This window comes from Rhodanobacter sp. UC4437_H4 (assembly GCF_052978425.1).
Genome location: NZ_CM129673.1, coordinates 2,609,512 through 2,622,076 on the forward strand (window position 1 = coordinate 2,609,512; position 12,565 = coordinate 2,622,076).

General features: G+C 69.1%; 14 protein-coding genes. 12 read left to right on the forward strand and 2 right to left on the reverse strand.

What is annotated here, in order from left to right:
- Positions 1–153 precede the first annotated feature (153 nt).
- Positions 154–1,587 carry a F0F1 ATP synthase subunit beta gene (atpD, locus tag ACVCL3_RS11910; protein ID WP_395120621.1) on the forward strand — a complete coding sequence of 478 codons (1,434 nt, stop codon included), beginning with the start codon at positions 154–156 and terminating at the stop codon, positions 1,585–1,587.
- 116 nt (positions 1,588–1,703) lie between these two features.
- Positions 1,704–2,126: a F0F1 ATP synthase subunit epsilon gene (locus ACVCL3_RS11915; RefSeq protein WP_395120620.1), complete on the forward strand. Its 423-nt coding sequence runs from the start codon at positions 1,704–1,706 to the stop codon at positions 2,124–2,126.
- Positions 2,127–2,150: 24 nt separating this feature from the next.
- Here ACVCL3_RS11915 and ACVCL3_RS11920 read toward each other — a convergent pair whose 3' ends face one another.
- Entirely contained in the window at positions 2,151–2,723 is a 573-nt protein-coding gene (locus ACVCL3_RS11920; RefSeq protein ID WP_447107229.1) for a DUF3016 domain-containing protein, read from the reverse strand.
- Positions 2,724–2,882: 159 nt separating this feature from the next.
- On the opposite strand from ACVCL3_RS11920, the gene glmU reads away from it, so the two are divergent.
- Positions 2,883–4,277 carry a bifunctional UDP-N-acetylglucosamine diphosphorylase/glucosamine-1-phosphate N-acetyltransferase GlmU gene (gene glmU / locus ACVCL3_RS11925; protein WP_447101394.1) on the forward strand — a complete coding sequence of 465 codons (1,395 nt, stop codon included), beginning with the start codon at positions 2,883–2,885 and terminating at the stop codon, positions 4,275–4,277.
- Positions 4,278–4,390: 113 nt separating this feature from the next.
- Positions 4,391–4,963 (forward strand): hypothetical protein, encoded by a 573-nt coding sequence (locus ACVCL3_RS11930; RefSeq protein ID WP_395120617.1) that lies wholly within the window; start codon positions 4,391–4,393, stop codon positions 4,961–4,963.
- A 13-nt stretch (positions 4,964–4,976) separates the two neighbouring features.
- On the opposite strand, the gene ACVCL3_RS11935 is transcribed toward ACVCL3_RS11930, so the two are convergent.
- A complete protein-coding gene (locus ACVCL3_RS11935; protein WP_395120616.1) occupies positions 4,977–5,969 on the reverse strand; it encodes a chorismate transformation enzyme, FkbO/Hyg5 family in 993 nt (330 codons plus the stop codon).
- A gap of 91 nt (positions 5,970–6,060) precedes the next feature.
- On the opposite strand from ACVCL3_RS11935, the gene ACVCL3_RS11940 reads away from it, so the two are divergent.
- From ACVCL3_RS11940 to fabG, 8 genes are all read left to right on the forward strand, one after another.
- Entirely contained in the window at positions 6,061–6,327 is a 267-nt protein-coding gene (locus tag ACVCL3_RS11940) for a phosphopantetheine-binding protein (RefSeq protein WP_395120615.1), read from the forward strand.
- Positions 6,328–6,472: 145 nt separating this feature from the next.
- Positions 6,473–7,192: a xanthomonadin biosynthesis protein gene (locus tag ACVCL3_RS11945; protein ID WP_447101395.1), complete on the forward strand. Its 720-nt coding sequence runs from the start codon at positions 6,473–6,475 to the stop codon at positions 7,190–7,192.
- Positions 7,189–7,491, forward strand: a complete 303-nt coding sequence (locus tag ACVCL3_RS11950; RefSeq protein ID WP_395120613.1) for a hydroxymyristoyl-ACP dehydratase — start codon at positions 7,189–7,191, stop codon at positions 7,489–7,491. The genes ACVCL3_RS11945 and ACVCL3_RS11950 overlap by 4 nt, the downstream gene beginning before the upstream one ends.
- On the forward strand, positions 7,488–8,444 hold the full coding sequence (locus ACVCL3_RS11955; protein WP_447101396.1) for an LpxL/LpxP family acyltransferase: 957 nt from the start codon (positions 7,488–7,490) through the stop codon (positions 8,442–8,444). The genes ACVCL3_RS11950 and ACVCL3_RS11955 overlap by 4 nt, the downstream gene beginning before the upstream one ends.
- Positions 8,371–9,027, forward strand: a complete 657-nt coding sequence (locus tag ACVCL3_RS11960; protein WP_395120610.1) for a LolA-related protein — start codon at positions 8,371–8,373, stop codon at positions 9,025–9,027. Before ACVCL3_RS11955 ends, ACVCL3_RS11960 begins: the two co-directional genes overlap by 74 nt.
- 2 nt (positions 9,028–9,029) lie before the next feature.
- A complete protein-coding gene (locus ACVCL3_RS11965) occupies positions 9,030–11,348 on the forward strand; it encodes an MMPL family transporter (RefSeq protein ID WP_447101397.1) in 2,319 nt (772 codons plus the stop codon).
- Positions 11,332–11,766 (forward strand): phosphotransferase, encoded by a 435-nt coding sequence (locus ACVCL3_RS11970; protein ID WP_395120606.1) that lies wholly within the window; start codon positions 11,332–11,334, stop codon positions 11,764–11,766. Before ACVCL3_RS11965 ends, ACVCL3_RS11970 begins: the two co-directional genes overlap by 17 nt.
- A 13-nt stretch (positions 11,767–11,779) precedes the next feature.
- On the forward strand, positions 11,780–12,517 hold the full coding sequence (fabG, locus tag ACVCL3_RS11975) for a 3-oxoacyl-ACP reductase FabG (protein WP_447097794.1): 738 nt from the start codon (positions 11,780–11,782) through the stop codon (positions 12,515–12,517).
- Positions 12,518–12,565: the final 48 nt, after the last annotated feature.

The window sequence follows — 12,565 nt, forward strand, 5'->3', positions numbered from 1 at the left end:
CAGTCTGGCCAGAGCGATCAATTTAACTGGTGCGATCATCCTTGATCGCAGAGCAAGATCAAAAAGCGGCCATCCATGGCCGCACTCCTAGTAAGGGCGACGCTTCGGCGGCGCTTCGATAAAACCTCAAGAGATTCATCCGGAGCTATCAGCATGAGCCAGGGCAAAGTTGTTCAGATCATCGGCGCGGTCGTCGACGTGGAGTTCGCGCGTGACCAGGTGCCGCAGGTGTACGACGCACTCAAGATCGACGGCACCGACATCACGCTGGAAGTGCAGCAGCAGCTCGGCGACGGCATCGTGCGCGCGATCGCGCTGGGTTCCACCGAGGGCCTGAAGCGCGGCCTCATGGCACGCAACACCGGCGAAGGCATCAAGGTGCCGGTCGGCAAGGCCACCCTGGGCCGGATCATGGACGTGCTGGGCAATCCGATCGACGAGGTCGGCCCGATCGAGGCGAAGGATCACTGGGTGATCCACCGCGAGGCGCCGAGCTACGACGAGCAGGCCGCGTCGAACGACCTGCTGGAAACCGGCATCAAGGTGATCGACCTGGTCTGCCCGTTCGCCAAGGGCGGCAAGGTTGGCCTGTTCGGCGGCGCCGGCGTGGGCAAGACGGTGAACATGCTGGAGCTGATCAACAACATCGCCACCCAGCACGCCGGCCTGTCGGTGTTCGCCGGCGTCGGCGAGCGCACCCGCGAAGGCAACGACTTCTACCACGAGATGCAGGACGCGGGCGTCGTCAAAATCGACAACCTGCCCGAGTCGAAAGTGGCGATGGTCTACGGCCAGATGAACGAGCCGCCGGGCAACCGTCTGCGCGTGGCGCTGACCGGCCTGACCATGGCCGAGTACTTCCGCGACGAGAAGGACGAGAGCGGCAAGGGCAAGGACGTGCTGTTCTTCGTCGACAACATCTACCGCTACACCCTGGCCGGTACCGAAGTGTCCGCGCTGCTCGGCCGCATGCCGTCGGCGGTGGGCTACCAGCCGACGCTGGCCGAGGAAATGGGCGTGCTGCAGGAGCGCATCACCTCGACCAAGACCGGCTCGATCACCTCGATCCAGGCCGTCTACGTGCCCGCCGATGACTTGACCGATCCGTCGCCGGCGACCACCTTCGCGCATCTGGACTCCACCGTGACGCTGTCGCGCGACATCGCCTCGCGCGGCATCTACCCGGCGGTGGACCCGCTCGACTCGACCAGCCGTCAGCTCGATCCGAACGTGGTCGGCGCCGAGCACTACGACGTGGCCCGCCGCGTGCAGGGTACGCTGCAGCGCTACAAGGAGCTGAAGGACATCATCGCGATCCTGGGCATGGACGAGCTGTCCGAAGAGGACAAGCAGGCCGTGTACCGCGCGCGCAAGTGCGAGCGCTTCTTCTCGCAGCCGTTCCACGTGGCCGAAGTGTTCACCGGCTCGCCCGGCAAGTACGTGTCGCTGGCCGAAACCATCCGTGGCTTCAAGATGATCGTCGACGGCGACGTGGACCACCTGCCGGAGCAGGCGTTCTACATGGTCGGCGGCATCGACGAGGCGATCAAGAAGGGTGAGGAGATGGGGGCCAAGAAAGCCGCCTGAGGCGGCTTTCGGGAATAGTAAATAGGGAATAGGGAATCGGAATTGCCGCGACCTGCCCGCTTTCACTATTCCCCATTCCCTATTCTCCATTCCCTTCGAGCAAAGCGAGAAATCCCATGACAACCATCCGAGTCGACATCGTCAGCGCCGAAGCCGAGATTTTTTCCGGCGAGGCGACCATGGTCGTGGCGACCGGTGACCAGGGCGAGCTGGGTATCACGCCGCGCCACGCGCCGCTGATCACCCGACTCAAGCCCGGCCATGTCGACGTATTGCTGGAAGGCGGCGAGCGTCAGCAGTTCTATGTTTCCGGCGGCATCCTCGAAGTGCAGCCGCAGGTGGTCACCGTGCTGGCCGATACTGCCGCACGGGCGGCGGACCTGGATGAGGTATCCGCGCAGCAGGCGATGAAGGAAGCGCGCGACGCGCTGGCCAACCGCACCGACGCGATCGAACTGGCCGAGGCACAGACCCGGCTCACCCAGGCGATGGCCCAGTTGCAGGCGCTGGAGCGGCTGCGCAAGAACCTCAAGCACTGAGGCCCCGCGGCCGGATTCCTGCCGCTAGAGGTTTTCCGGCCCGCGGCGCAGCCAGCTGTCGATCAGTGCCTTGTCGTAGCGCAGCGGATCGGTATCGCCCACGCGCGCGGCGCCACTCTGCAGGTAGCCCAGGTTGCGCAGCTTGCGCGAACCTTCGCGCACCACCTTGCCGTTGCTGTCGGTCAGTTTGAAGTCGAGATCGATGCGCGGCGGATAGACGTCCTTCATGAAGCGCACGTACCTCAACTGCGGGCCGTGCCAGGGCTCGTAACCGCCGGCGAGCTTGATGTCGGTGATGTTGACCTCCAGGCGATCGCCGGCCGGCAGCATCTTCGTGGCGCGCTTGATCAGATGGGCCTTCAGCGGCTCCAGGTAGCTCCTCCCGTTGAAGCGGTCCTGCAGGCCGTATTGCCGGGCCTCGCTGAACTCCTCCGGATTGACGTAATTCACGGTGACCCGCGCGCCGGGAACGGGCTCGCCCACGGCGATCGTCGGCGGCGGCGCGGCCGCGGCCATCGCGGGTGCCAGCCCGCCGGCCGTGGCCAGGGCAAGCAGGGCCACGAAACTGCACGGATGGATTCCGGTCATGCGCGTCATGCTGCACCTCGTCTGTTTGCTGCTTGTCGGCGCCAGTCTGTCACGGCGATCGTTGCGCTTTTGTATGCGCCTTCGCAAGCCGCGGCGAGGGCTCGGCCGCACCGGACCGGCGGCATCGGCTGCTATGCTTTTGCTTCGTTCGGAACGGGGTCGCAACCGATGGAAACAACGCCGCTGCACGTGATCATCCTGGCGGCCGGTGCCGGCACGCGGATGAAATCCAATCGCGCCAAGGTGCTGATGCCGCTGGCCGGCAAGCCGCTGCTGGCGCACGTGCTCGCCACCGCGCGAACCTTGCAGCCAGCCGCCATCCACGTCGTCTACGGGCATTGTGGCGAGCAGGTACGCGCGGCGTTTGCCGGGCAGGACGATCCCGGATCAGAGCCGGGGCAGGCCCTGCATTGGGTGTTGCAGGCCGAGCGGCTCGGCACCGGTCACGCGGTGGAGCAGGCGATCGCCGGCGTGCCGCGCGCGGCACGCGTACTGGTGCTGTACGGCGACGTGCCGCTGACCCGCGCGGAAACGCTGCGCCAGCTGCTGGACGCCGAAGGCGGCTTCAGCCTGCTCACCACGCGGCTGGCCGATCCGACCGGCTACGGGCGCGTGCTGTGCGACGGCAACGGCCACGTGCGCGAGGTGGTCGAGGAGAAGGACGCCGACGCCGGCCAGCGCGCGGTCAACCTGGTCAACACAGGCATCCTGCTGGCCGACGCGCTGGCCTTGCGCGGCTGGCTCAAGCAACTCGATCGCGACAACGCGCAAGGCGAGTACTACCTCACGGACATCTTCGCGATGGCTGCTGCCGAGGGCCGCGGCGCACTCAGTGTCGAGTGCGCCGACCCGGTGGAAGCCGCCGGTGCCAACGATCCCGTGCAACTGGCCGAGCTGGAAGCCGCCTGGCGTCGCCGCGCCGCGCACGCGTTGCTTCGCGATGGCGTGCGCATGGCCGATCCGCTGCGCGTGGAAGTGCGCGGCACGGTCGAGGCCGGCCGCGACGTCGAGCTCGACATCGACGTGATCCTGGAAGGGCGCGTGGTGCTCGGCGACGACGTGCGCATCGGCGCCTTCACTCGCCTGAAGGACGTGCAACTGGCCGCCGGCACCGTGCTGCATCCGCACTGCGATCTCGACGGCGTGGTCACTCACGGCCCGTGCACGATCGGCCCGTTCGCGCGGCTGCGTCCGGGCACCGAGCTGGACGCCGGCGTGCACGTGGGCAACTTCGTCGAGACCAAGAAAACCCGCATCGGCGAAGGCAGCAAGGCCAACCACCTCACCTACCTCGGCGACACCGTGGTCGGCCGTGGCGTCAATATCGGCGCCGGCACCATCACCTGCAATTACGACGGCGTGAACAAGTTCGTTACCCGCATCGGCGACGGCGCCTTCATCGGCTCCAACTGCGCCCTGGTCGCCCCGGTGAGCATCGGCGCGCAAGCCACCCTCGGCGCCGGCTCGGTGATCACCCGCGACGCGCCGGAAGGCCAGCTGACTCTGGCGCGCGCCCGACAGCAGACGTTCGAGGGCTGGCGGCGACCGGTGAAACAGAAGTGAGGAGCGAAAGCTGAAGGGCCGCTCGCGCTGTTTTCGCGCCACGCGATCTGCGCGCCCGCGACGAGCCCCGTGCGTGTTCCGACCGTGACACTCGGCAAGGAAGGAGGACTGTGATGCAGAAATGGCTGAATGGCTTGATCGTGGTTTCGTCGATTGCGCTCTACGGTTGCGCTGGCGCCGGCTCGACGACAAGTGGCGCCCAGCAACGACAACTGCAATCGCTGCAACTGTTCGCCGCAGACGACACCCCGCGCTTCTCGCTTTACGTGGCATGCACCAGCGACAGCGTCAATTGCGTCAACGTCGGCAACGCGGTTTTCGCCTGGGCTCGCGATCACGACGTGACCGTCCACAACGTGGACTCCGATGATCCGGCGTTCACCGCCACCGCGTCGCGCGCCGCGGAGATCGCCTTGCCGTACCGGGTGGCCATCGACTACCGCCCCTCGGTGGCGCCTGGCTATTCGGCGTCTTCGTACAAGCAGTCCAGCGAGTCCTTTGCGCCGACGGTCGGTTACAGGGCCGTGATCTCGGTATTCCAGGCCGCTACCGGCAAATTGCTCATGCGGTCGCCGGTACGGAACCAGCAAGCTGCGGATCACGGGAAAACGTCCAATCCCTACGTTCGTTCCCAGATGATCGAGCTGCTGGATTCGCTGGAGCCATCGGCGAAGGACTCCCGATGAAACCGGCGCATCGCTAAACGTAGCGCCAGCCGTCGATCTCGACCAGCAGTTCGCGGCGACAGATGTCGCCGTGCAGCAGCAGCAGGGGTACGCCCGGCAGGCGCTGCCGGAGCGCGTCGCGCACGCGCGGCGCGTCGCCGTCGTGGCGCAGGTAGACCTTGAGCGGTGAATGCGTGTCGAAGCCGGCGCGCATGTCGGCGCTGGCCAGCAGCGCGTCCAGGTTGGTCAGGGTTTCCTCCAGCTGCGCATCGAGGTTGTCGTGGTGGGCCGAGGCATGGCCCACGACCGCGGCGGTGCCGGAAATGGCCAGCGTGTCGCGGGCCGGCAGGAGCATCGCCCGCGCAAAGCTGGGCGGGGTGGGGCCGTATTGCCGCGGGTAGCGCCATGCGCTGACCTGGCGCGGGTTCTCGACCCGGTGGCCGGCCTGCTCGCCGGCCAGCAGGTAGACCTGCAGGCGGTGTTCCGCCGCGAGGTGGCCGATCGCGGTGGCGGCGGGGAAACCTTCGGCGAAGAAATCGCCCATGCCGGCGGCGCGGCCTTCGCAGAAGCGCTTGTAGCGTTCCGCATCGCCTTCGCCGTCGTTGATCGCGCCGATGTAGTTCCACACCCGCAGGACGTGCCGTGCGTCGCGGCCGGCGACGAACCGGTGCAGCAAGTCGTAGGCCTGCTTTGCGGTGGCGCGGGCACCGCCGTGTTCGCGTTCGTCCAGTTCGACCGCGGCGAACAGCCAGCCGCCGCCGGTCGACCAGCGCAACGCGCCTTCCATGCCGCAGCGCACCGGCGCGTCCACCTGCCACAGTTCCAGCGGCGCGGGGGCATCGGTGCTGGCCAGCGCCACCTGCAGGTGGCGCGGATCGTCACCGGAGGGTACGGCCGGGTCGAAACCGAGCACCGCCAGCGTGCCCGGCGCCTCCAGCAGGGTGGCGACCTCCGCCATGCGATAGGACACCTGCGGCGCCCGCCGCGCCCGAGCTTCCACCTGCGGGTTTTCACATCCCTGGATCATGCTGGCCAACCGGAACGACAAGGCCGCTATGTTACACTCTGCGCCCACTGCCACCGGGGGGAGGCAATGCATCTGGCGTACGGAATCGAGCATGGCGGAACAGACAGAGGCGCAGCACGAGTTGGCCACCCTGGTGGTGGAATGCCTCAACCTCGAGGACGTCAATGCCGAGCAGATCGACCCCGATGCACCGCTGTTCGGGGGCGAACTGGGGCTCGACTCCATCGATGCACTGGAGATCGCCCTGGCCGTCTCCAAGCGCTACGGCTTCCAGCTGCGCTCGGACAACCCGGAAAACCGTCAGATCTTCGCCAGCCTGCGCAATCTGTCGAGCCACGTCGAGCAGCACCGCGCCTGAACGGTCGGTGCGGGATGGAGCGGTCGTGCGGGCTGGTCATGGACGCCTTGGCGCCGCATGGCGCCGCGCTTTCCGCCTTCGTCACGCCACCGTGCGCCACGCGTGGCAAGCTACCGGTGCCGACCGAGTCGTCGCGGAATCGCGCATGAAATCCGCCGTATCCCCCCATGTTCCGACCTCGCGGCGCCACGCCGTGTGGTTGCTGCTCGCCTATCCGGTGTTCGCCATCGCCGGGGTGGTCACCCATCGGCCGATCTTCGCGCTGCTGGCGCTGGCGGTGCTGGCCAGCGTGCTGATGCTGCCGCGGCTGCAGTCGCGCCGACCGCTGCCGTGGTTGCTGTGGCTGCTGATGCTGGCCGGCGTGTGGCTGGCCTCGCGGCTCGGGCTGGCCGACCTGCTGCTGGAGGCGGTGCCGATCCTGATCAACGTGGCGCTGGCATGCTGGTTTGGCCGCAGCCTGCTCGGCGGCGAGCCGCTGGTGGCGCGTTTCGTGGTGGCGATCGAGGGTGCCGAGCGGCTGCGCGAGCCCGGCGTGGCGCGCTATGCGCGGCAGATCACCTGGTTCTGGACCGTGCTGCTGGCGGCGCAGGCGCTGCTGTTGACCGGCCTGCTGCTGTTCGCCGCACGCGACGGGCTGCTGCCGCGCCTCGGTGTGACGTCGGCGTGGTCGGTGCCCGAGCGTTGGGCCTCGGCATGGCTGCACGTGGGCTGCTACCTGCTGCTGGGCGCGGCGTTCCTGCTGGAGTACGCCTGGCGGCGCTGGCGCCTGCGCCATCTCAGCCACCCCGGCCTGCACGACATGCTGCTGAAACTGGCCCTGCGCTGGCCGCAGCTGCTGCACGGCAACGGCGGCGTCTCGCCATGAGCGGGTACGCACAGGCGTTGCAGTTCGCGGCCGATCATCCGGCCTTGCCCGGTCACTTCCCGGGACAGCCGCTGGTGCCCGGCGTGTTGCTGCTGGAGCAGCTGGCGCTGGCGCTGCGCGCGTGGCGCGGCCAGCGGCTGGTGCGCGTGCCGGAGGCGAAATTCGTGGCGCCGCTGCGGCCCGGCGAAGCGGCCCGGCTGGAACTGATGCCCGTCGCGGCATCGGCTTCGCGGGTCCGTTTCCGCATCGAGCGCGACGGCATGCTGCTGGCGCGTGGCGTCATCGAGGGCGAGGCATGAGCGACAGCGAACACTGGCAGAGCCGGCCCGAGGGCGGCGGCCGCTTCGCGCTGTGGCTGATCCGCGCGATTGCCCTGCATGGCGGGCGCCGGCTGGGTCGCTGCTGCCTGTATCCGATCACGCTGTACTTCTACTGCCGCCGCGGGCCGGAGCGCCGGGCTTCGGCGCGCTACCTGCAGCGCGTGTTCGGTCGCCCGGCCACGCCATGGCAGGTGCTGAAGCACATCCACTGTTTCGCCGCCACGATCATGGACCGGATCTTCCTGCTCGCCCGCGGCGAGCAGCCGTTCCAGTTCGAGACGCAAGGCCTGGACCTGCTGGAACAGCGCGCTGCGCTGGGCCGCGGCGTGTTGCTGCTGGGTTCGCACCAGGGCAGCTTCGAGGCGCTGCGCGCGATCGGCGCGCGCCGGCCCGAGCTGCCGCTGCGGGTGGTGCTGGACAAGCGGAAGACCCCGGCGATGACCGAGCTGCTGGAGGCGCTGGCGCCGGAGGTGGGCGCCTGCGTGATCGACGCCGCGCAGGATGGCACCTCGATCGCGCTGGCCATGGCCGAAGCCTGCCAGCACGGCGCGCTGGTGGCGATGCTGGCCGACCGCGGCCGCGGCCACGAGGTGCTGCGCCGTGTCGACCTGCTGGGCTCGCCGGCGCCGTTCCCGGTCAGCCCGTGGTTGCTGGCGCATACGCTCAAGGTGCCGGTGGTACTGTGCTTCGGGCTTTACCTCGGCGGCAATCGCTACCGGCTGGTGTTCGAGCCGTTCAGCGAACGAGTGGAGATTCCCCGGCATGATCGGGGACCGGCGCTGGACGCCCTGCTCGAGCGCTACGCGCAACGGCTGGAGCACTACATCCGCGTCGCTCCCTACAACTGGTTCAACTTCTATGATTTCTGGCAAGACCCGCCTGCTGCTGAACCTGCTGCTGCCGTGCTGGGCGGTCACCGCGTGGGCGTCTGAACCGGCGGTCGCGGCCACCTCAACCCAGGCCGTGATCGCCGGCCTGCGCCAGCCGGCACCGGCGCACACCGCGTTCGCCGAGGCGCGTTTCCTCAAGATGCTGGATCGCCCGCTGGTGGTCTCCGGGCAACTGTCCTGGCTGGGCGACGACCGCCTGCAGCGGCGCGTCGAGCACCCTCGCGCGGAGACCGCCACGATCGCCGACGGCGAAGTGACCCAGCAGCGCGACGGCAAGCCGGCGCGGCACTTTTCGCTCAAGCGTGCGCCGCAGCTGCAGGTGCTGCTGGACAGCTTCGTTGCCTTGCTCGGCGGTGATGCTGCCCGCTTGGAGCAGGCGTTCGAGATCCAGCGCGAAGGCGATGCCGCCGGCGCGTGGACGCTGACCCTGGTGCCGCGCGACGCCCACGTGGCGAAGACGGTCGCGCGCATCCGCATCGACGGCGTGGGCGACCAGTCGCGCTGCATGCACATGCAGGAGGCCGACGGCGACCTGGCGGTCGACCTGCTTGGTCCGCTCGCCGAAAAGATGCCGGCCGAACCGACCCGCGCCGAGCTGCAGGCGCTGTGCACGGGTTCGCCCTGAACATGCACCGCGGCGCCCGCGCCACGCTGCTGGTCACCTGGCTGCTGGCGCTGGCCGGACTCGGCTGGATCGTGAGCCAACGCCTGCACGTCAGCAGCGACCTGCGCAGCTTCATGCCCGCGCCGACCACGCCGGACCAGCGCCTGCTGATGGAGCAGGTGGGCGAGGGGCCGGGTTCGCGCCTGCTGCTGCTGTCGATCTCCGGCGCTTCCGACGGGCAACTGGCCGGCTTGAGCCAGGGCCTCGCTGCCGTCCTGAAAAAGGACGCGCGCTACAGCCAGGTGCTCAACGGTAGCTTCGACCTCGCGTCGCTCGATCCCCGGTTGCTGCCGTATCGCTACCTGCTCTCGCCCACGCTGGACACGCAGCCGCTGGACGAGGCCTATCTCGCCGATCAGTTGCAGCAGCGGCTGGACGACCTCTCCTCGCCGGCCGCCAGCCTGCTGAAGAACCTGCTGCCGCGCGATCCCACGCTGGAGACGCTGAAACTGGCCGAGCGCTGGGCGCCGGCGAAATCGCCCCAGCTGCGCGACGGCGTGTGGTTCACCCCGCAGCACGAAGCGTTGCTGCTGGTGCAGACCGTGGCCGCCGGCTTCGACCCCGGCGCGCAGCAGCAGGCGATCGACGGCATCCGCGAGGCGTTCCACGCGTTGCCCGGCAGTGCCGACGCGCGGCTGGAACTGAGCGGTCCGGGCTACTTCAGCGTGGTGATCGGCGCGCAGACGCGGCACCAGGCCGACTGGATCGGGCGCATCTCCACCGTGGGGTTCATCGCGCTGCTGCTGCTGGCCTATCGCAGCGTGAGCTCGCTGCTGCTGTCCGCGCTGCCGATCGCCAGCGCTGCACTGGCCGGCATCGCCGCGCTCACCCTCGTGTTCAGCGAAGTGCACGGCATCACCCTGGCGTTCGGCTTCACCTTGCTCGGCGTGGCGCAGGAATACCCGATCCGCGTGCTCAGCCACCGCCGCGCCGGCGAGGACGCGTTGCAGAGCGTGCGCGACCTGTGGCCGCTGCTGCTCACCGCGATCGCCTCGGCCTGCATCGCCTACCTGGCGTTCTACGCCTCCGGCGTGGCCGGGCTGCAGCAGTTGGCGGTATTCACCATCGTGGGGTTGCTGGTGGCGGGCCTGAGCACGCGCTACCTGCTGCCGCATCTGTTGCCGCGGCGCGTGCGCGACGTGGCCGCGATGGGCTGGTTGATCCGTGCTCGCGGCTGGCTCGACCGGCTGCCGCGCCCGCGCTGGATTCCGCTGCTGGTGGCGCTGGCGATCGCTGCGATGCTGGCGCTGGCGCCGGGCCCGTTCTGGCAGAACAACCTCGCTGCACTGACGCCGGTGCCGAGCGCGTTGTTGCAGCACGATGCGCGTCTGCGCCAAGCGCTGGGTGCGCCGGACGTGCGTTACCTGCTGTTGCTGCAGGCACCCACCGAGCAGGGCGTGCTGGCGCTGTCGCAATCGCTGCAACCGCAGGCCGATGCGCTGGTGGAGCGGCACGCAGTCGACGCGATCGAGTTGCCCTCGCGCTACCTGCCCACGGTGGCGCAGCAACGCGCGCGGCAGCAGAAGTTGCCCGATCGCGCCATGCTCGAACATGCGCTGGCCGGGGCGCTGCAGGGCATGCCGTTCCGCGCCGACCTGTTCCAGCCGTTCGTCGATGACGTGGAAACCGCACGCGCGCTGCCGCCGCTGACGCCCGAGCGCTACGCGCAGACGCCGCTGGGCCAGCGCCTGGCCGCGATGCTGGTGCAGCGCGATGGCCACTGGCTGGGCCTGGCCACGGTCAGCGGCGTGCATGACGTCGCCGCGCTGCAGACGCTCGGCGCGGACCGCGGCGGCGCGGTGCATCTGCTTGATCTCAAGGCCGCCTCCGAATCGCTGGTGGCCGCCTATCGCACGCGCATCCTGCAGGCGCTGCTGGCGGCCGGACTGCTGCTGGTGGTGACGATCTCGGTCGCCCTGCGCAGCGCGCGCCGCGCCTGGCACGTGCTGGCGCCGATGACGCTGGCAACCTTCCTGGTGCTCGCGGTCGAGCGCGTGGCCGGCATCGAGATCTCGCTGTTCCACCTGGTCGCGCTGATCCTCGCCGGCGGCCTGGGCCTGCATTACGCGCTGTTCTTCGAGCGCGACACCGGCGACCCGGCCGAGCAGCGGCGCACCTTGCACGCCACCCTGGTCTGCGTGCTGTCCGCGCTGCTGGTGTTCGGCATGCTGGCGTGGGCGACGATTCCGGTGTTGCGCGCGATCGGGCTCACGGTGAGCCTGGGCGTGGCGTTCCACTTCTGCCTGTCGATCCTGATGGCGCCGCATGCTCGACAAGACTGACTGGGCCCACCTCATCCCGCACGCCGGCCGCATGTGCCTGCTCGATGCGGTACTCGCGTGGGACGAGCGCGGCATCCACGCCATCAGCGCCGGCCACGCGCGCCTGGACAACCCGCTGCGCGGCGGGCACGGCCTGCACGCGGTGCACCTGGCCGAGTACGGTGCACAGGCGATGGCCGTGCATGGCGCATTGCTGGCGCGCGAGCGGGGCCATGAAACGGTGCGCCCCGGCCGGCTGGTCAGCCTGCGCGAGGTGGACTTGTTCGCGGAACATGTCGACCATCTGGATGGCCGTCTGGACGTCCATGCCGAATGTCTGTACGCCGACGACGGCGGCGCCCAGTATGCGTTCCGCGTCGAGCACCAAGGCCGCCTGCTGTGCCGCGGCCGCGCCGCGGTGATCCACCCCCAATCCTGATTCGAGGTCGCCCATGCCCACTCCCACCTCCCTGCGACGCGCCCTGGTCACCGGTGGCAGCGGCGAGCTTGGCGGCGCCATCGCCCAGGCACTGGCCGGCGGCGGCTACCACGTGATCGTGCACGCGAACCGCAGCCTGCATCGCGCCGAGGCGGTGGTCGGCGAAATCGTCGCCGGCGGCGGCAGTGCGCAGGCCACCGCCTTCGACGTGAGCGACGCCGAGGTCACCCGCGCGGCGCTGGACGTGCTGCTCGGCGAGGGCTGCATCCATGCGGTGGTCAACAACGCCGGCATCCACGACGACGCGCCGATGGCCGGGATGAGCTCCGAGCAATGGCACCGGGTGATCGACGTGAGCCTGCACGGCTTCTTCAATGTCACCCAGCCGCTGCTGCTGCCGATGGCGCGCGCGCGCTTCGGCCGCATCGTGTCGATCAGCTCGGTCGCGGCGCTGCTGGGCAACCGCGGGCAGACCAACTACGCCGCCGCCAAGGCCGCGCTGCATGGCGCCAGCAAATCGCTGGCGCGCGAAATGGCCTCGCGCGGGATCACCGTCAACGTGGTCGCGCCTGGCGTGATCGAGGGGCGCATGGCCGACGCCGCGTTCCCGCCCGAACGCATCCGCGAGCTGGTGCCGGCCCAGCGCGCCGGCACGCCGGAGGAAGTGGCGGCACTGGTGGCGTTCCTGTGCTCGGAGGCGGCCGGCTACATCAACGGCCAGGTGATCGGGGTAAACGGCGGGATGGCCTGATCCCGCGCTAAAGACTGCCCCCGCGGGGCCGATACCGACACTGGAGGG

What these genes read in the sequence shown, in the direction of transcription:
- atpD (WP_395120621.1), top strand. Translation starts at nt 154, where the DNA reads ATGAGCCAGGGCAAAGTTGTTCAGATCATCGGCGCGGTCGTCGACGTG.
- ACVCL3_RS11915 (WP_395120620.1), top strand. Translation starts at nt 1,704, where the DNA reads ATGACAACCATCCGAGTCGACATCGTCAGCGCCGAAGCCGAGATTTTT.
- ACVCL3_RS11920 (WP_447107229.1), bottom strand. Translation starts at nt 2,723, where the DNA reads ATGACGCGCATGACCGGAATCCATCCGTGCAGTTTCGTGGCCCTGCTT.
- glmU (WP_447101394.1), top strand. Translation starts at nt 2,883, where the DNA reads ATGGAAACAACGCCGCTGCACGTGATCATCCTGGCGGCCGGTGCCGGC.
- ACVCL3_RS11930 (WP_395120617.1), top strand. Translation starts at nt 4,391, where the DNA reads ATGCAGAAATGGCTGAATGGCTTGATCGTGGTTTCGTCGATTGCGCTC.
- ACVCL3_RS11935 (WP_395120616.1), bottom strand. Translation starts at nt 5,969, where the DNA reads ATGATCCAGGGATGTGAAAACCCGCAGGTGGAAGCTCGGGCGCGGCGG.
- ACVCL3_RS11940 (WP_395120615.1), top strand. Translation starts at nt 6,061, where the DNA reads ATGGCGGAACAGACAGAGGCGCAGCACGAGTTGGCCACCCTGGTGGTG.
- ACVCL3_RS11945 (WP_447101395.1), top strand. Translation starts at nt 6,473, where the DNA reads ATGAAATCCGCCGTATCCCCCCATGTTCCGACCTCGCGGCGCCACGCC.
- ACVCL3_RS11950 (WP_395120613.1), top strand. Translation starts at nt 7,189, where the DNA reads ATGAGCGGGTACGCACAGGCGTTGCAGTTCGCGGCCGATCATCCGGCC.
- ACVCL3_RS11955 (WP_447101396.1), top strand. Translation starts at nt 7,488, where the DNA reads ATGAGCGACAGCGAACACTGGCAGAGCCGGCCCGAGGGCGGCGGCCGC.
- ACVCL3_RS11960 (WP_395120610.1), top strand. Translation starts at nt 8,371, where the DNA reads ATGATTTCTGGCAAGACCCGCCTGCTGCTGAACCTGCTGCTGCCGTGC.
- ACVCL3_RS11965 (WP_447101397.1), top strand. Translation starts at nt 9,030, where the DNA reads ATGCACCGCGGCGCCCGCGCCACGCTGCTGGTCACCTGGCTGCTGGCG.
- ACVCL3_RS11970 (WP_395120606.1), top strand. Translation starts at nt 11,332, where the DNA reads ATGCTCGACAAGACTGACTGGGCCCACCTCATCCCGCACGCCGGCCGC.
- fabG (WP_447097794.1), top strand. Translation starts at nt 11,780, where the DNA reads ATGCCCACTCCCACCTCCCTGCGACGCGCCCTGGTCACCGGTGGCAGC.